We start from the raw sequence: 16593 nt of genomic DNA on the forward strand, positions 1-16593 counted from the left end.
CACAACCTTGGAAAGGGGATCTTTTATGGACAACGAATCACTGGTTCGCGCCTCCTACATGGCGGGACAGACCCTGGTATATGCCCTGCTGATGCTCATTGCGGTCTTTGTCGTCCGCAAGCTCATCAGCAACCACTACAAAAAAAAGCAGCAGCAAAAGGAGGAATCTAACCGGGCCAACAGCCGCGCCTACGACGGGCCGGCTGAAAAGTTGGAAATCCAACCCCCGGTGTCCCCCGCCGAGCACCTGGAAATTCAGGAGCCGGAGGGAGACGACACTCCTCCCAAGGGCGGCCAGTAGATCCGTCAAATGGAACCAAACAGGGCCGGTGGAGCGATCGCTGCTCCACCGGCCCTGTTTTTGCGCCTCCCCCATGTGGGGCAAATGCCAGGGCAAAAACCCTTTCTCGCCCTGGCACAGGCAGGGGGAAGACAACCCCCACAGGCCGTTTCCCCCTTGCTTATCCGAGTATCCTCATCTCGCCTTTTGGGGGCAGGTGTAGCGCGGCAGGCCCCTGCTGTGGCCCCCGTATTCAACGGCCTCTTGGGGGCAGCGGCAGATACAGGCCATGCAGTGGGTGCAGCGGTCCCCCCACACGGGTTTCCCATCTGTCAGGCGAACATTGCCGAGGGGGCAGACAGCGGCACATCTGCCGCAGGAGATGCAGGCGTCGGTGACGCAGAACTTTTTAGCACGGACAAACAGGGGATAAAAGAGAGTGTTGACAAGGCCGCTGTTCACCCGGTCGCCGAAGGAGACATCCGGTTCGGGAAAATCCTCTCCGTCCTCGAGGAGGCGCGCCGCCCCCTCGATCTCTCTATCCGCCTTCTCGATCGTCCGCAGCGCCTCCTCCTTGGTGGGGGTGGTGAACAGGGCGAGGTAATTTTCGGGCATCACGATCCCCATGCACCCGCGGTAGCGCATCCCCTTTTGGGCACAGAGTTCCGCCAGGTAGCGGCCGGCATTTCCAATGCTGCCGCCGCAGGTCATGGCGAAATACAACTCCTCGCTTCCGGCGAGGCGGGTGCGCTCCAGCCACCCTTGCAGAATGCGCGGGATTCTCCAGGCGTATGTCGGGGCGACAACCACCCAAGGCCGCTGGGAATACACCTCTGAAAAGTCGCTGTTTTTGATGGCTTCAAAGAGGTTCAAGACCTCGTCGTCAACCGCCATCCCCAATTTCTGGGCTACATACTCGCTGTTTCCCGTTCCCGAAAAATATAAAATCACTGTTTTTCCTCCTCCGATGGCACACCGATGTGCTGGATGCTCAAGTAAATGCGGTTCACCAAGTCCACGATCTCCCTCCACCGCGTCTCGTCGGCGCTCAAATAGTAGTAGTGCTTTGTCCCCTCCCGGCGCATAGCGACGATGCCGGCCTCCCGCAACACCTTCAGGTGGCGGGAGACGGAGGGCCGGGTGAGGTGGGCTTTCTGGGCAATCTCCCCCACCCGAATCCCGGACAGATCGCTCTCCAACAGCGCGAGCAGAAGAACCTGCCCCGTCTCATCCCCGATTGCCGTAAAGGCGTCTCGGCAGCGCCGAAAGCCGTCGGCAAGCTGCCGGCGGTTTTCCTCGCACCCTCTTTCCACTCCAAATCCCCCCTATAAATAGCGCGCGTCCAGCTCCCGGTGAGGGGTCGACCGCAGAAACTTGACGCCCGGGTAGCCGAGCACCAACGTCATGGCCACCTGTTTCCCCTTGGGGACGCCGATCGCCTGTTTTATCTTCCGCGAGGCGCGGGCGGCCATAGTGAAGAAGCCGCTGTACAGCACGCCCAAGCCGTTTGCCTCTGCGACAAACTCCATATTCTGTGCTGCGAGGACGCCATTTGTCCGGTTTTCCGCCAAGACGGCGATGGCAATCGGGGCGCGAAAGAAGAAAAAGTGATCGTCTATTCGGCTGTTTCTCGCCAGCGGGCTAAACCGGCCTACAATCGGCCGCACCGCCCTGAACAGCTTGAGCGCCATCCCCTCCACGCGGTCTCTCTCCCTGTCGAGCACGACGAAGGAGAGGTCCTGTGCATTCTTTGCCGTGTGGGTGAGTCGGCCCGCCTCTAAAACCTGCTCCAACACCTCCCGTGGGACTGCCCTCTGCTGGAAGGTGCGGATGCTCCTGCGAAAGCGGATCACGTCCAAAACGGCGTCGGGGCAGAGGCGGACATCCCCCTTTTTCTCGACCTGCCCATCCCCGCAGCCCGCCATGGAAATGGCCTTTTGCGGGCAGACTGCCAAGCACTGCCCACAGAAGATGCAGGCATCCCCTATTGTGCCCGCTTTTTGACCGCTGACGGCAATGTTGTGCGCGACACAGACCCGGCTGCACAGACCGCAGCCGACGCAGCGAGACCTGTCAATGATCACCTGGCGCTGTTTCATCTCTCCCCACCCTTTCGTCAATCTTCACTCACTGTTATAGCAGAGAAGCGGAGACAAAACAACATCGGTAAAGAAATCGGTTCCCATCCGGCTCAAAGCGGCCTTCTCTCGTCCGACGCAGGCGGAACGCCACCACGGGAACACGCAGAGAAGCCGCCCAGACGACAAATGGGGCGGGACACAGCTCCTTGGCCGCGTCGCCGCCCCACCTCTATTTCCGACGCCCACCCCTCGTCCGGGGGCGGCTTTTCTATTTTGGGGTCATCCCTCTATTGCGGGGCAGTAATCCGGGTCCCGCCGCTTGAGGATAAAGTCGGCCAGAATCAATTGGGCCATCCCCATATAGCTGTTGACATAGGCCAGATAGAGGGAGCAGGCCAGCCGCACCCCGATCGCCGCCCACAGCCCATAGCTCTCCGCCGCCATCCCCGCCAGTTCCGGCGGTACAATCCAGAGGATAAAGGAGAGGATGAGGACGATCACCTGCGCAAAGTTGTGGCGCATGGCCTTGCAGGAGGCCGCCACCGACTGCAGGGGATTGCGCCGGGGCGACAGGGCCTGGCAGTACTTGGCCAGGAGGACGAAGAGGGAAAAGCCCACGGCCAGCAGGGAGAAGATCGTCAGCACCAGACCGGTGCCCAGCCCCCCCGTTCCCCGGGCGATCATCAGCCCGTCGGCCCGGCTCAGAAGGGCCGAAAAAAAGCTCATCAACACATCGGTGCAGAGGCCCAAAACCAGCGCCCGCCAGAGGCGGCCAGGGGCTGTGTAAAACCAAAATAAGTCGGCCAAACGGGCTCGCTCCTCCTCCCGCACCCGCCAGAGGGCGCGCACAAATCCCAGTGAGAGGGGGAAGAGCAGCAGCTTCACCGCCGGCGCCACCAGGGTCAGCCCCAGGGTCAGCGCCTCCCCCTGGGGGAGAAAATAGCCCACCACCCCCCCTGCCGTCACCAGGAAGGAGTAGATCAGCGCCACCAGATAGAGGCCCTTTTGGCCCCGGCAGAGCTCCCTTGCCTGCCGCTTGATCTCCTGTGTCAAAACAGACCCCTCCCCAACGCCGCGGCTGCGGCTGCAATGTCGTGAAAAGTATAGCACATCCGCCCGACTCGGGCAAGGTCCCGCCCCAGACAGAGAAGGGCGGGCGGCGCGATGTGCGCCGCCCGCCCGGGCAGTTCACAGTCTTTTGTCAGTCGGCGGCCTGGGACTCGGCTTCCTGGGTGCGCAGCCGCAGGGTACAGATGACCGGGTAGTGGTCAGATGGGTAGAAACCGTCCTCGCTGCGCTTGTCCAGCTGCACGTCCAGCACCTCAAACTCCTCGGTGACGAAGATGTAGTCCAGCCGCCGGGTGGTGTTGTCCTTCCCCTTGAAATAGTGGAAGGTGTTGACCCCCTGTCCCCCGTTTTGCAGGGCGGTAAAGACGTCCTGAAAGTGAGGGCCGTTTTTCAGCGACCGCTCCTGAATCCGCCGCACCGATCCCGAGTGGGGCCCGGCGTTCAGGTCCCCCATCAGGATGGTGGGCAGAGGGTCGACCCGCTGATACTCGGCAATGCGGTCGAAGATGACCTTGACTTCCAGGTTGCGGGCCACCGGCAGCAGGTGGTCAAAGTGGGTGTTGAAGACCCGGATGCGCTGGCGCACCTTCTTCAAATAGACCTCCACCACCGTGCAGATGCGGGGGAAGATGGCAAAGGCGTAGCGGCTGCCGATCTTGGCCGGGCTCTTGGAGAGCCAGAAGGTGTCGTGGAAGAGGACGTCCACATCCTCGTTCTTGACGATGATGTCCGAGTGCTCGTCCCCCAAGTTGCGCTTGCGGCCCCAGCCGAAGAGGCTGTATCCCTCCAGCAGGGAGGCGATATCCTGGCGCATCACCGGCATCAGCTCCTGCACCCCCACCACGCTGGCCCCCGAATCGCGAATGACGCCGGCTGCCAACTCCCGGCGGTTTTCCCATATTTTTTTGCGGGCAAATCGGCTGTCCCGCTTGAGATTAAAGGTGATGACTTTCAGCACCTGTTCACTCACGGCTATCCCTCCAACTTACCCTTTCAGTATACCACAATCGCCGCAAAAGGGAACCTGCTCCCAGGGGACTGGAGGAATTTTCAGCGCTTTGAAAGGATTTTGCAAGTTTTTTGGGCGCTCCTCCCCCTCCCTGCGCCGCCTGGGAAGGGGCGCAGAAAAGGGAGGCCGGCCGACGGCCGCCCTCCCCTTTGGAAAGAATGCTATTTTTCATATCGCTTGCGGCGGTTTTTGATGCTTCGCCGCACATTGATGAAGAGGGAGACGGCAACGGCCCCCGCCACAAAGACGGGAATGATCCAGCGGTTGACGTTCTGATCGTCACTGAGCACCTCGATCCAGAGCTGCTGCATGTACTCGTTGGTCTCGTCGTCCAGATTGAGGAAGGTCTCGGCGCTCTCCAGCACCTTGTCCCCGGGGTAGAGAACCGGGTCGGCCTTCTCCTCCTCGTCCATCAGTTCCAGCGCCCCGGTGTTGGGGGAGGAGTAGCCGATGGTCTCGAAGTTCTCGTAGGCCACGGCTGGGTCGTTGAGGAAGTTGATGAAGAGCTCTGCCGCCTCCTGGTTGTTGCAGTCTTTGGGCACACAGGCCGCGTCCACAAAGCGGTTGGTCCCCTCCTCAGGGAAGGCGAAGGCGATGTCCGGGTTGTCCGCCTTGATGAGGGCGTAGTCCCCCGCGTAGTAGGGGGCGATGGCCGCCTCCCCCGCGCCCAGCTTGTCAAAAATCTCGTCCATGACGTAGGCCTGCACCAGGGGCTTTTGCTCCTTGAGGAGATCGGCCGCCTCTTTGAGCTGGTCCTTGTCGGTGGTGTTCATCGAATACCCCAACTTCTTCAGGGCGATGCCGAAGGCGTCGCGGGAGTTGTTGAACATCAAGATCTGACCGGCGTAGTCCATATCCCAGAGGATGTCCCAGCTGTTCACCTCTTTTTCCACCATGGCGGTGTTGTAGAGGATGCCCACCGTCCCCCAGGTGTAGGCCACCGAGTACTTCCCCTCGGGGTCGTACTCGAGATTTTTAAAGTTGTCGTCCACATAGCGCTCGTAGTTGGGGATGTTTTTAAAATTCAGTTCGGCCAGCATCCCCTCCTCGATGAGCTTGCCCACCATGTAGTCGGAGGGGAAGATCACGTCGTACTTGGAGGCGCCGCTCTTGAGCTTGGCGTACATCTCCTCGTTGGTGGCGAAGTTGGTGTAGTTGACCTTGATGCCGGTGAGCTTTTCAAACTCCTTGCAGACGTTCATGGACTCGTCCTCGCCCTCGGCGATGTAGAGCCCCCAGTTGTAGACGTTGATGGAGACGTTTTGCCCCCGAAATTTTTGGTAGTCCACCCCGGTGGTGTCAAACTCGTAACCGTCCTCCTCGGCCAGGGCCGGACAGGCGGCGCAGAGGAGGAGCGCCAGACAGAGCAGCAGGGAGAACACCCGCTTGAAAAGGCGATTTTTTTTCATCTTCCCGCCCTCCCCTTGTTGCGATCCCGCCGCGCAGAAACCAGGTTGTAGACCATCAGAAGGGAGAGGATGACCGCGAACATCACCGCCGAGAGGGCGTTGATCTCAGGGCTGACCTTTTTGCGGGTCATGGAGTAGATGGCCAGAGGCAGGGTCTGGGCGGTGGGGCCGGCCACAAAGTGGCTGATGATAAAGTCGTCGAAGGAGTAGGTCAGGGCCATCAAAAAGCCGGACATGATCCCCGGCATGATCTCGGGGATCACCACCTTGAAGAAGGCCTGCACTGGGTTGCAGCCCAGGTCGCGGGCCGCCTCCACCTGGTGGGCGTCCATCTGGCGCAGTTTGGGCATGACGTTGAGGATCACATAGGGCACATCAAAGGTGATGTGGGCGATGATCAGAGTGGTGAGCCCAAACTGAAAGCGCAGAAAGACAAAGAGGAGCATCAGCGAGACGCCGATGACGATCTCCGGGTTGATGACCGGCAGATAGGTGAAATTCATCACCAAGCTGCGCATCCTGCGGCTCATGGCGTTGATGCCCACCGCCGCCAGGGTGCCGATGGCGGTGGCCGCCACCGAGGCGATGACCGCCACGATCAGGGAGTTGAAGAGGGCAGACATGATGGCCTCGTTGTGAAAGAGCTTGGCATACCAGTCAAAGGTGAAGCCGGAGAAGACCGCCCGGCTCTTGGACTCGTTGAAGGAGTAGACGATGAGCACCGCGATGGGCAGGTAGAGAAAGGCGTAGACCAGCACCATATAGAACTTGGCGCCAAAGGACATTTTCTTTTTGTTGTTCACGAGTAGATGCCCTCCTTTCCAGAACTGTCGAACTGGTTAAAGAGGCTCATGCACAGCAGCACGATCACCATCAGCACCAGCGAGATGGCAGAGCCCATGTGGGGGTTGTAGCTGGCGCCGATGAACTGCAACTCGATGATGTCGCCGATGAGGCTGTTGCCGCCGCCCCCCAGCATCCGGGAGATGATAAAGGTGGAGATGGCCGGCACAAATACCATGGTGACGCCGGTCATCACCCCGGGCAGGCTCAGGGGAAAGACCACCCGGCGAAAACTCTGCAACCAGTTGGCCCCCAGGTCCTGGGCCGCCTCCAGGGTGGTGTTTTCGATTTTGACCATGATGGAGTGCAGCGGCAGGATCATAAAGGGCAGGTAGTTGTAGACCATCCCCAGCACCACCGCGCCGGAGGTGTTGATCATCTGCACCGGTCCCAGGCCGAGAAAGCCCAGGAACTTGTTGATGAGACCGCCGTTTTCCAGCAGGGTCATCCAGGCGTAGGTGCGCAACAGGAAGTTCATCCACATGGGCAGCATCACCAGCATGATGAAGGTCCGCTGGACCGAGGCCCGGGTGCGGGAGAGGAAGAAGGCCAGGGGGTAGGCGATCAGCAGGCAGATGACCGTGGCCACTGCCGCCAGCCAGATGGAGCGCAGCAGCACCCCGGTGTACTGGCCCACCTGGGAGATGTTTTCAATGGTAAAGGTCCCGTCCTGGGTGGTGAAGGCAAAGTAGAGCACCAGCCCCACCGGGACGACGATGAAGACCGCCATCCAAATCAGGTACGGGAGGGAGGGCAGCTTTGACTTCATTTTTCCCCCTCCATCTTCCGCATGATGTGGATGTCGTCGGGGGTGAGGGTCATCCCCACCACGGCGCCCACCTGCTCGCTCTGGGTGGAGTGGACCTTCCAGTGATAGCCCATGGAGTCGATGCCGATCTCAAAGTGTACCCCCTTAAAGATGATGGACTCCACCACCCCGGTGATCTGGCCGGAAATCTGGGGAACGATCTTCACGTCCTCCGGGCGGACCACCACATCCACCTGCTCGTCCTTCTCAAAGCCCTTGTCCACGCAGACAAACTCCGCGCCGCCAAACTCCACCAGGAAATCCCGCCGCATGATGCCCGGCAGGATGTTTGACTCGCCGATGAAATTGGCCACAAAGGCGTTGATGGGCTCGTTGTAAATATCCTCGGGAGAACCGATTTGCTGAATGACCCCGTCGTTCATCACCACCACCGTGTCGCTCATGGTGAGGGCCTCTTCCTGGTCGTGGGTCACGTAGACAAAGGTGATCTCCAAACTCTTTTGAATCCGCTTGAGTTCCACCTGCATCCCCTTGCGCAGTTTTAGGTCCAGGGCGCCCAGGGGCTCGTCCAGCAGGAGGACCCGGGGGCGCAGCACCAGGGCGCGGGCAATCGCCACCCGTTGCTGCTGTCCGCCCGACAGCTGGTCGATGCTGCGCTTTTCGTAGCCCGAGAGATTGACCAGCTCCAGCATCTCCCGCACCCGGTTGGCGATCTCCTGCTCCGGCAGCTTTTGGATGCGCAGCCCGAACGCCACATTCTCAAAGACATTGAGATGGGCAAAGAGGGCATAGCGCTGAAAGACGGTGTTCACCTGCCGCTTGTGGGGCGGCAGGGCCTTGATGTCTTTGCCATCAAAAAGGACCTCTCCTGCTGTCGGCTCCACAAACCCGCCGATGACGCGGAGGGTGGTGGTTTTGCCGCAGCCGGATGGCCCTAGCAATGTCACAAACTCCTTGTCGCCGATGTCCAGGTCCATCCCGTCGATGACGCGTTCGTCGTCGTAATCGACGACAAGGTTTTTGATTTCAATGATATTGTTTTTCATCTCTTTATCACATCCCCTTTGCGGTTTTTTGCAGGCCGCCTCCCGGCTTGCGCGCGACAGCTTTTGACTCCACCCCGCAAAAGGTTTTTACCGGATTGCCCCGGTTTCTGTGGGCATACGCTGCCATGCACATGTGCCTGCATGAATGAGATACCCCTACACTATACGTGCTTTGTAACACTTTGTCAACAAATTCAGTCGTTCGCTCTTGTAAAATATATTTTTAAGCGGAAAGTGGCATGACCGCGCCCTTTTTGCGAGAGCAATGAAAAACAGGTCTTTTTTTTGAAAAAACCCCCTTGCAATTCAAAATTGAATATGCTATATTAGTAAGGCAGTTCCGGGTGTAGCGCAGTTTGGTAGCGCGCTTGAATGGGGTTCAAGAGGCCGCAGGTTCGACTCCTGTCACTCGGACCAAAGCAAAAAACCGCTGACAAAAGTCAGCGGTTTTTTGTTGCCCATCTATCCACGCAAGGAACAATGCTCTGCCCCTCAGCAAAACACAAATGGGAACGGAGCCAAAACAAGCGGCGCAACACTTTAGCAGAGCGGGCCTAAAAAGGAGGTCAAAACGTGTCACACGAATATGGGTACGGGGTATTGGAGGATCAGCTGATCGACCTCTTTTGTTGTTCCGGCTCTCCCCATTTTGAGGCCGCCGAGGCCCTTATTGCTCGCGGCGCCGATTTGAATGCAGTTTCCCCTCAAACGAGCGATGAAAACGTGTTGTCGGAAATCTTGCAGGGGTATTGGTATACGGAAGACCCGGTTGATTTTTCTCCCGAAGAAATCGATCTGGATGCGGATGCTGCTTTAGCCGCCCAACGGGAACGCCGCGGTGAAGCAATGATTCAAATCATTCAATTTTTCCTAGACCATGGCTTTGACGTGCACAAAAACAACGGAAAATTCGGTGCGCAATGCCTGTATGCCATCGTTCTGTCCACCTTTTCTCCGCAGATGTTGACCGCCGCCAAACTGCTGTTTGATGCGGGTGCCAGAAATCTGCCCATTGACGACAGCGAGCCAGATGAAACGCCCTGGAACTTCGTCGGCACCGAATGCAGTTTTCAAGGCACCTGCGAGCACGATCACCACCTTGAAAATCTTTACGAAGCATTTTACCAGATGTTTCAAGCCCTGGAAGACGGCCTTCCCTACAGTGGTATAGACAGTTACACATCCGCTATTGGGAGACGGGTGATCGGCATACTGGCAGAAAAGCCCCTGTCAGGAAATGTCTTCTACCCCCTGAGTCTGGCGGGTTCCAACCACAAAAATTGTTTCAGACAGCCCCTCTATTTTCTTTTTGACGGCGGCTATTTGACAATAGACCAGTATGCATGCTCTTGGGTAAACACCGAACTGCCAAAAAAAGAATTGGAAGATATTTCACTTCATTTCCCCGGTGTCGTCGGCAGCACCATTGTCGATTTTTCGTTTGACCACAATACCGTTGTCAAAGGCTCTGTTCAGTATGGGCAACCAATCGTTTCGGTTGTGTTTGATTCAGGCGTTGCGGCCACCTTCAGCCTCAACTTTGGCGAAGTGGAAGATCGAGATAGAGCGGCCTACTACAGCCTACAGCAGCACAAGAGATAAAAGCAGCCGCCTCTGCAATGCCGTGGATATGGGGCAGCGGCAACACGACATCAAAAAGCGGGCCCGCCTGTCGGCGGACCCGCTTTTTGATTTACAGCCCGGCGGCATCGGCCCCGTAGGCCGCCTGTTCGTCGGTAAAGCCCTCGTACTTCAGCTGGTTGATCAACCCCTGGCGGGAATAGGAGGAGACCTTTAGATAGGATTTGGCCTTTTTGGCCGCCTGCTCATTCCAATTCGCCCCGCAGTTGCCGGCCCCGTAAGACGCCTGCTCATCGGTGAAGCCCTCGTACTGCAGCTGTTTGATCAGCCCTTGGTGGGAGAAAGCCGAGGAATTCAGGTAGGATTTGGCCTTTTTCAGCGCCTGGGCATTCCAATCCGCCCCGCAGTTGCCGGCCCCGTAGGCCGCCTGCTCGTCGGTGAAGCCCTCGTACTGCAGCTGTTTGATCAGCCCTTGGTGGGAGAAGGCTGAGGAATTCAGGTAGGATTTGGCTTTTTTCAGAGCCTGGGCATTCCAATCCGCCCCGCAGTGATCCGCCCCGTAGACCGCGTCCTCGTGGGAGAATTTTTCGTACTCCAGCTGTTTGATCAGCCCCTGGTGGGAAAAGGCCGAGGAGCCCAGGTAGGATTTGGCCCTGCTCAAGGCCTTTTTCTGTTGCGCTGTGGCCCCGCTGGCCGGTGTGCCGCCACTCGGGGGGACGCTTTCCTGGGCGGCACTGCTCTGCCCTGCGCCACTCTGGGGTGAACCGCTTTGGCCAGAGCTGCTCGCACCGGCATGGCCGCCGCCAGTTCCCTGGGAAGCGCTGTTTGCGCCACCGCCCACTGCCGCGCCGGAAGAGGACGCTGCCGCTCCTCCACCAGTAGGCATTTTCCCTCCGCTGGCCCCTGTGCCGCTGAAGTGAAAGCCGGCGGTGATGGGGGCGATTTGGGCGCTCATCTCCTCTTTGAGGGCGTCGCTCATGGTGAAGATGGCAAAGTACATGGCCTCCTTTTGCGGGCCGGCAAAGATGTACAGCTCTACGGTGTAGTCTCCGTGGGGGGCGATCCTTTCGGTGTAGTTGACCCTTAGGGCCTCCACCCCTGCCAGCCTGACCCGCTCCTTTTTGTTCAGGCGAAAGTCCTCCGACCCCTCTTTCATCCCCTCTAAAACTGCGTCGTACACCTCGTAAAGCATCTCGGTGTCAGTGGCGGCTGAGACGTCCTGGTCAGAGTAAAAGAGGCTGAAAAAGCCCGCCTCATTCTCCTGGGTGGGGTAGTGATAATTCCCCGCGTCCCCCTTTACCTTCCGCCAGCCGGCGGGCACCTCGTAGGAGAGTTTCTCCAGCTGCACCCTCTCCATCTGGAGGGCGGAGCTCTCCTTTCCGCCCTCCTCCCTCTTCGCGATTGTTTTGCAGCCCGTCAGCTGCAAACACAGGGCCAATGCGAGGACAGCCCCAACTGCTCTTTTCATATCAACACCTCCAAACGATCATCTGCGCGCCCCTCTGTGTGCCAGTCCCTCACCTGCGAAACCGCACGCTGTCGACGATGGGTTCGATATAAGGGGTCATAACCTTGGCCATCTCCTCGTCCATGATGAAAATCAGAAAGTACATGGTGTCTCTGTCCACATCGGCCAACATATAGACCACAGTGGTGTAGGGTCCCCGCCCGCCGATGGTCTGGGTGTAAGTGACCTTCATGGACACTTTGCCCGCCACCCTCACATACTCCTTTTTGCCCAGGCGAAAGTTGTCGGCGCTGTCCTGAATTCCCCGAAAGGCCACCTCATACCCCAATTTCAGGTCACTTTCGCTGCTGACGGCCGAAAAGTCCACCTCCGTGTAGTTGGTATTGATGAGGCCCGCTGTCTTGTCGGAAGAGGGGTAGTGCCAGTAGCCGGTCTCTCCCGCCTGCTGCGCCCATGCTTCCGGAACCCGGTAGGTGATGCCCTGCATGGACACCGTCTTCATCGCCGCCTTTGAAGAACTCGCCCCGCTCCTTTGGAGCTTCGCTCTGCCGCACCCGGCCAACTGCAGGGCCAGACACAGCGCCATGACCAGCGCCAAGCACCTTTTCACACAAACTCCTCCTCGCGGGCTGTCGGCAGCCCGTTTTGTCCATTATAACACATTCCAAACGACAAAAAAGGAGAAGATTCGACACGAAGATTGTGCAGATTGACCGCTCCTCTTTGCACAGAACTCCCCGCACCTGGGCAGGCCGGCGCCGAACCAAAAAGAGAGGGCCACCCCTTTCGGACAGTCCTCCCTGTGCGCCTATCTCATCGCTTTTCTGCGGGTGCGGCACACGCCCCATCCGGCCAAGGCAGCTGCTGTTAGGGCCGCCAAAAGCCGCGTGGGCGCGGGCGCGTCAGTGTTGGGGGCGTCTCCCTTTGCGGGCGGCGCCCCTCTTCTCCCTGATCGGGGTCGCTTCCTTCGCCTTCCGGCGCCGGCGGTTCAGGGGCGGGAAAAGAGCGCTGGCCATCAGAAGGGCGGCCAGGAAAACGGCGGGAGACGAGCGGAGATGCTTTTTCACAGACAGTATCCTCTTTTCATTTGTTGCCTGAAGGGGGAAAGGTGGGGGTAAAAAGCTGTCTGTCATCCACACGACCACGCCCAAGCCTTAAAAGGAGCAGCATCTGTTCCGCTTTCAGACAATCCCGTTTTGCATTTATTGGGGCCCCAGAGATTGCTGTGGCCTCGGCGCACTTTAACCAAACCTTAACCGCTCCACCGCAAAAAAGGGGATTGCCATCTCCCCTCTGCAGTTCCAAAAGGCCAAACCCACCCTGCCAACACAGAAAAACCGTCCCAATACCAGGGATTCGATTTCTCTCCCCAGACGGCGCTCGAAAAGGCCGCCTCCCCTCCTCATAAACAGCAAAATGGGACAAGCGGAGGCGGCCTTCGCCACCTTCCGCCCCGGCTTTGTCAGAGAAAGGGGGCGCGCTTCTCTGTCATTGCAGTTGGAACACGGCAGAGAGGAGGGCGTCATCCCTTTCCCTCCCCCCTTTTTTCAGGGGAATCGATGTAGCGGCCTCCCCCCTTTCTTGTTTTATGACCGGTTTCGTGGTATGATATAAGGCAATTACTGCGCCGCTGTTCTCTGCCTGCATTCCTCCGTTCTCCAGGCAGGTCTTTCCAACTTTTCAAGCCGCGGGCACGGGGCACTGCCCCTCCCGTTTTTAACGGCCTTGAAACGGCGGGGCGCTGATTCCGGCGAACAAAGGACGCCGACTTGAAACGAAAAAGGAGCGATCTCCCCCATGGGAATTTTTGTTGCAATAGCCATCCTCTTCATTTTGATCTCCTGCGTCCTCTTTTTGGTGCGCACCCCGCTGGCCCAGTGGGGCAGTTGGCAGTGGATTTTCCTGGCCTTTAGCGTGCTGCTGCTGCTCTTTTTTGTCGCCATGGTCTGGTACTCCATTCAGACCCACCGGGAGCGCAAGGAGGAAAAGGCCGAAAGCGCCCGGCAGGAGCGGGAAGCCCGCCGCCGCCAGGCCGCCATCACCTACGACGACCTGGACATCCTCCCCGAAGAGGAGAGGGAGGAGCCCGACGACTTTGACTACGAGGGGTACAGCCAGGTCGAGGAGGGCGAGATCATCTACATCGACGGCAAGGTGATGATCGCCGGTTCAGAAGAGGCCAACGCCGCGGTGGCCGCCCTCAAGGCCGAGAAAGAGGAGGCCCGCCGCCGGGATGCAGAGGAAAAAGCCCGCCTGAAGGCCGAGGAAGAATCCCTCCAGGAGGGCGAAGAGCCCCAGGCGTAAAAAGGCATCGCAGGCAGTCAAAAACCGCCCCCGCCGCGTTTGCGGCGGGGGCGGTTCTCTTTTTCTGTCTATAGGGCTCCCTTCTCCCCCTCTTTGTGGCGGGCCTTGATCCCGTCCCAGTAGGCCTTGGCGGCCTGCTCGGTCTTGTTGGGGCCGTACCGGTAGTAGACCCGGCCGCGCAGGCTGTCGGGCAGATACTGCTGGGCCACATAGTGGTCGGGATAGTCGTGGGGCAGGCGGTAACTGACCCCGCGTCCCATCTTGGCCGCCCCGCCGTAGTGGGCGTCTTTGATGGCAGCGGGCACGTCGGAGTAGCGGCCCGCCTCCACATCGGCCATGGCGGCGGCGATGGCCAGGTTGGCCGAGTTGGACTTGGGGGCGGTGGCCATGAGGATGGCGGCCTGGGCCAAGGGGATGCGCCCCTCGGGCAGGCCCAGCTGCAGGGCGCTGTCGACGCAGGCCTTGACGATGGCCACGCACTGGGGGTAGGCCAGGCCCACGTCCTCACTGGCGATCACCAGCAGCCGCCGGCAGGCCGAGGGCAGGTCCCCCGCCGCCAGCAGCCGGGCCAGATAGTGGACGGCCGCGTCCGGGTCGGAGCCGCGAATCGACTTTTGCAGGGCGCTCATCACGTCGTAGTGGGCATCCCCGTCCCGGTCGTAGCGCATGGCCGAGCGCTGGGCCACCTGCATCGCCCGCTCCAGGGTGATGGTCTTTTCCTCCCCGCCTTCATCAAAGCCGGTGCCGTTGCAGCACAGCTCCACCGCGTTGAGGGATTTGCGCACGTCTCCCCCGCAGCTCTGGGCAATGTAGTCGGCCACCTCGTCGGGGCAGTGGATGGGGTAGCCCATCTCCCCTGCCATCTTCTCAAAGGCGCGCAGCACCGCCCGCTTGACCTCCCCCGGTTCCACCGGGCGAAACTCGAAGATGGTGGAGCGGCTGAGGATGGCATTGTAGACGTAGAAATAGGGGTTTTCGGTGGTGGAGGCGATGAGGGTGATGGAGCCGTCCTCCAAAAATTCCAGCAGGGTCTGCTGCTGCTTTTTGTTCAGGTACTGAATCTCGTCCAGGTAGAGGAGAATCCCCCCCGCGCCGGAGAAGGTGTCCAACTCGGCGATGATCTGCTTGATGTCGGCGGTGGAGGCGGTGGTTCCGTTGAGGCGGTGGAGCTCCTTCCCCGCCTGTTTGGCCACGATGCGGGCCACGGTGGTCTTGCCCACCCCCGAGGGGCCGTAGAAGATCATGTTGGGGATCTGCCCCGAGTCGGCGATGTTGCGAAAGACCGAGCCGGGGGCCAGCAGGTGCTGCTGGCCCACCACCTCGTCGAGGGTTTGGGGGCGAATGCGGTCGGCCAAGGGCATGGCGCTCTCCTCCTGTTTGGCAAAGTGAGTTCAAAGCGGGTGGGCCGGCGGGCTTTCCCCGCCGGCCCACCCGCCATTGTAACACAGTTCTCTTCTCTCTTTAGAGATAGAGGGGATATTTTTCGCACAGGGCCCCTACCCGCTGGCGGATGGCGTCGGCCTGGCCCTCAAAGTCGGCGGCGGCCAGATAGATGAGCTCGGCCACCTCGGCCATGTCCGCCTCCTTGAAACCGCGGGTGGTGACCGCCGGGCTGCCGGCGCGAATGCCGCTGGTGACAAAGGTGCTCTTGGGGTCAAAGGGGATGGCGTTTTTGTTGACGGTGATGTAGACCTCGTCCAGCCGGCGCTCAAACTCTTTGCCGGTGAGATCGAAGTTCCGCAGATCCACCAGCACCAGGTGGTTGTCGGTGCCGCCGGAAACCAGGCGGAACCCCCGCTCGGTGAGACCGGCGGCCAGGGCGGCGGCATTTTTCACCACCTGGCGCTGGTAGTCTTTAAAGGCAGGCTGCAGCGCCTCGCCAAAGCAGACGGCCTTGGCGGCGATGATGTGCTCCAGCGGGCCGCCCTGGGTGCCGGGGAAGATGGCCTTGTCGATCTTTTTGCCCAATTCGGGATCGTTGGAGAGGATCAGACCGCCCCGGGGGCCCCGCAGGGTCTTGTGGGTGGTGGTGGTGACCACGTCGGCCCAGGGCAGGGGGGAGGGGTGCTCCCCGGCAGCCACCAGCCCGGCGATATGGGCCATATCCACCATCAGCAGGGCGCCGCACTCCTTGGCAATGCCCGCGAGGGTCTCAAAGTCGATGGTGCGGGGATAGGCGCTGGCCCCGGCCACGATCAGCTTGGGCCGCCACTCCAGCGCCTGGGCGCGCAGGGCGTCGTAGTCGATCTGCTCGTCCTCGCGGGTGACCCCGTAGGAGGCAAACTGAAAGTATTTCCCCGACATGTTCACCGGGCTGCCGTGGGTCAGGTGGCCGCCGTCGGCCAGGGACATCCCCAGCACCTTGTCGCCGGGGTTGAGGAGGGCGAAATAGACGGCCATGTTGGCCTGGGCGCCCGAGTGGGGCTGCACGTTGGCCCACTGGCAGTCAAAGAGCGCCTTGGCCCGGTCGATGGCCAGGGTCTCCACCATGTCGATGTAGGCGCAGCCGCCGTAGTAGCGCTTGCCGGGGTAGCCCTCGGCGTACTTGTTGGTGAGGATGCTCCCCATGGCGGCCATCACCGCCGGAGAGACGATGTTCTCGGAGGCGATCAGCTCCAAATTGCGGCGCTGGCGGGCCAGCTCCAGCCCCATGGCCTTGGCCAACTCGGGATCGGTCTTTCCCACAAAGCCGATGGTGTCCATCATATCTGCAAACATAATTCTTCCCTCCCATT

16 protein-coding genes and 1 tRNA gene are annotated in these 16593 nt (G+C 59.9%); 4 read left to right on the forward strand and 13 right to left on the reverse strand.

Features of this window, described 5'->3' with window-relative positions; genetic code table 11:
* The first annotated feature begins 25 nt into the window (after positions 1 to 25).
* Positions 26 to 301 (forward strand): hypothetical protein, encoded by a 276-nt coding sequence (locus HJY11_RS07860; protein WP_208075441.1) that lies wholly within the window; start codon positions 26 to 28, stop codon positions 299 to 301.
* Positions 302 to 475: 174 nt separating this feature from the next.
* Here HJY11_RS07860 and HJY11_RS07865 read toward each other — a convergent pair whose 3' ends face one another.
* From HJY11_RS07865 to potA, 9 genes are all read right to left on the reverse strand, one after another.
* Positions 476 to 1231, reverse strand: coding sequence for an EFR1 family ferrodoxin (locus HJY11_RS07865; RefSeq protein ID WP_208075442.1), 756 nt, complete (start codon positions 1229 to 1231; stop codon positions 476 to 478).
* Complete coding sequence (locus HJY11_RS07870; RefSeq protein WP_208075443.1) at positions 1228 to 1593, reverse strand: ArsR/SmtB family transcription factor; 366 nt, start codon at positions 1591 to 1593, stop codon at positions 1228 to 1230. Before HJY11_RS07870 ends, HJY11_RS07865 begins: the two co-directional genes overlap by 4 nt.
* Positions 1594 to 1605: 12 nt before the next feature.
* The gene (locus HJY11_RS07875) at positions 1606 to 2379 is read right to left on the reverse strand and encodes a nitroreductase family protein (protein ID WP_208075444.1); all 774 of its coding nucleotides are present in this window, start codon (positions 2377 to 2379) and stop codon (positions 1606 to 1608) included.
* A 261-nt stretch (positions 2380 to 2640) separates the two neighbouring features.
* On the reverse strand, positions 2641 to 3414 hold the full coding sequence (locus HJY11_RS07880) for a hypothetical protein (RefSeq protein ID WP_208075445.1): 774 nt from the start codon (positions 3412 to 3414) through the stop codon (positions 2641 to 2643).
* A 148-nt stretch (positions 3415 to 3562) separates the two neighbouring features.
* Complete coding sequence (locus HJY11_RS07885) at positions 3563 to 4399, reverse strand: endonuclease/exonuclease/phosphatase family protein (RefSeq protein WP_208075446.1); 837 nt, start codon at positions 4397 to 4399, stop codon at positions 3563 to 3565.
* A 200-nt stretch (positions 4400 to 4599) separates the two neighbouring features.
* A complete protein-coding gene (locus HJY11_RS07890) occupies positions 4600 to 5847 on the reverse strand; it encodes an ABC transporter substrate-binding protein (protein WP_208075447.1) in 1248 nt (415 codons plus the stop codon).
* Complete coding sequence (locus HJY11_RS07895; RefSeq protein WP_208075522.1) at positions 5844 to 6632, reverse strand: ABC transporter permease; 789 nt, start codon at positions 6630 to 6632, stop codon at positions 5844 to 5846. Before HJY11_RS07895 ends, HJY11_RS07890 begins: the two co-directional genes overlap by 4 nt.
* A gap of 14 nt (positions 6633 to 6646) precedes the next feature.
* A complete protein-coding gene (locus HJY11_RS07900) occupies positions 6647 to 7459 on the reverse strand; it encodes an ABC transporter permease (RefSeq protein WP_208075448.1) in 813 nt (270 codons plus the stop codon).
* Entirely contained in the window at positions 7456 to 8505 is a 1050-nt protein-coding gene (gene potA, locus HJY11_RS07905) for a spermidine/putrescine ABC transporter ATP-binding protein (RefSeq protein WP_208075449.1), read from the reverse strand. Before potA ends, HJY11_RS07900 begins: the two co-directional genes overlap by 4 nt.
* Before the next feature lie 340 nt (positions 8506 to 8845).
* On the opposite strand from potA, the gene HJY11_RS07910 reads away from it, so the two are divergent.
* Together HJY11_RS07910 and HJY11_RS07915 are read left to right on the forward strand one after the other, a co-directional pair.
* Positions 8846 to 8922, forward strand: a tRNA-Pro gene (locus HJY11_RS07910).
* Between the two features lie 156 nt (positions 8923 to 9078).
* Positions 9079 to 10107, forward strand: a complete 1029-nt coding sequence (locus HJY11_RS07915; RefSeq protein WP_208075450.1) for a hypothetical protein — start codon at positions 9079 to 9081, stop codon at positions 10105 to 10107.
* Positions 10108 to 10198: 91 nt separating this feature from the next.
* Here HJY11_RS07915 and HJY11_RS15160 read toward each other — a convergent pair whose 3' ends face one another.
* Both HJY11_RS15160 and HJY11_RS07925 read right to left on the reverse strand, forming a co-directional pair.
* Positions 10199 to 11554, reverse strand: a complete 1356-nt coding sequence (locus HJY11_RS15160) for an Ltp family lipoprotein (protein ID WP_243764330.1) — start codon at positions 11552 to 11554, stop codon at positions 10199 to 10201.
* 49 nt (positions 11555 to 11603) lie between these two features.
* Positions 11604 to 12164 carry a hypothetical protein gene (locus HJY11_RS07925; protein WP_208075451.1) on the reverse strand — a complete coding sequence of 187 codons (561 nt, stop codon included), beginning with the start codon at positions 12162 to 12164 and terminating at the stop codon, positions 11604 to 11606.
* A gap of 1187 nt (positions 12165 to 13351) precedes the next feature.
* Between HJY11_RS07925 and HJY11_RS07930 the strand changes: the two genes are divergently transcribed.
* Positions 13352 to 13858, forward strand: coding sequence for a hypothetical protein (locus HJY11_RS07930; RefSeq protein WP_208075452.1), 507 nt, complete (start codon positions 13352 to 13354; stop codon positions 13856 to 13858).
* 68 nt (positions 13859 to 13926) lie between these two features.
* On the opposite strand, the gene HJY11_RS07935 is transcribed toward HJY11_RS07930, so the two are convergent.
* Together HJY11_RS07935 and glyA are read right to left on the reverse strand one after the other, a co-directional pair.
* Positions 13927 to 15219 carry a replication-associated recombination protein A gene (locus HJY11_RS07935; protein ID WP_208075453.1) on the reverse strand — a complete coding sequence of 431 codons (1293 nt, stop codon included), beginning with the start codon at positions 15217 to 15219 and terminating at the stop codon, positions 13927 to 13929.
* Between the two features lie 100 nt (positions 15220 to 15319).
* A complete protein-coding gene (gene glyA, locus HJY11_RS07940) occupies positions 15320 to 16576 on the reverse strand; it encodes a serine hydroxymethyltransferase (protein WP_208075454.1) in 1257 nt (418 codons plus the stop codon).
* Positions 16577 to 16593 lie beyond the last annotated feature (17 nt).

Origin of the sequence: Bittarella massiliensis (ex Durand et al. 2017), from assembly GCF_017566145.1 — a bacterium.
Lineage (GTDB): Bacteria > Bacillota > Clostridia > Oscillospirales > Ruminococcaceae > Bittarella > Bittarella massiliensis_A.

Excerpts from the sequence above, each read along its gene's own strand:
- HJY11_RS07900 (WP_208075448.1), bottom strand. The coding sequence starts at position 7,459 with ATGAAGTCAAAGCTGCCCTCCCTCCCGTACCTGATTTGGATGGCGGTC.
- HJY11_RS07935 (WP_208075453.1), bottom strand. The coding sequence starts at position 15,219 with ATGCCCTTGGCCGACCGCATTCGCCCCCAAACCCTCGACGAGGTGGTG.
- HJY11_RS07860 (WP_208075441.1), top strand. The coding sequence starts at position 26 with ATGGACAACGAATCACTGGTTCGCGCCTCCTACATGGCGGGACAGACC.
- HJY11_RS07930 (WP_208075452.1), top strand. The coding sequence starts at position 13,352 with ATGGGAATTTTTGTTGCAATAGCCATCCTCTTCATTTTGATCTCCTGC.
- HJY11_RS07895 (WP_208075522.1), bottom strand. The coding sequence starts at position 6,632 with ATGTCCTTTGGCGCCAAGTTCTATATGGTGCTGGTCTACGCCTTTCTC.
- HJY11_RS07890 (WP_208075447.1), bottom strand. The coding sequence starts at position 5,847 with ATGAAAAAAAATCGCCTTTTCAAGCGGGTGTTCTCCCTGCTGCTCTGT.
- HJY11_RS15160 (WP_243764330.1), bottom strand. The coding sequence starts at position 11,554 with ATGAAAAGAGCAGTTGGGGCTGTCCTCGCATTGGCCCTGTGTTTGCAG.
- glyA (WP_208075454.1), bottom strand. The coding sequence starts at position 16,576 with ATGTTTGCAGATATGATGGACACCATCGGCTTTGTGGGAAAGACCGAT.
- HJY11_RS07875 (WP_208075444.1), bottom strand. The coding sequence starts at position 2,379 with ATGAAACAGCGCCAGGTGATCATTGACAGGTCTCGCTGCGTCGGCTGC.
- potA (WP_208075449.1), bottom strand. The coding sequence starts at position 8,505 with ATGAAAAACAATATCATTGAAATCAAAAACCTTGTCGTCGATTACGAC.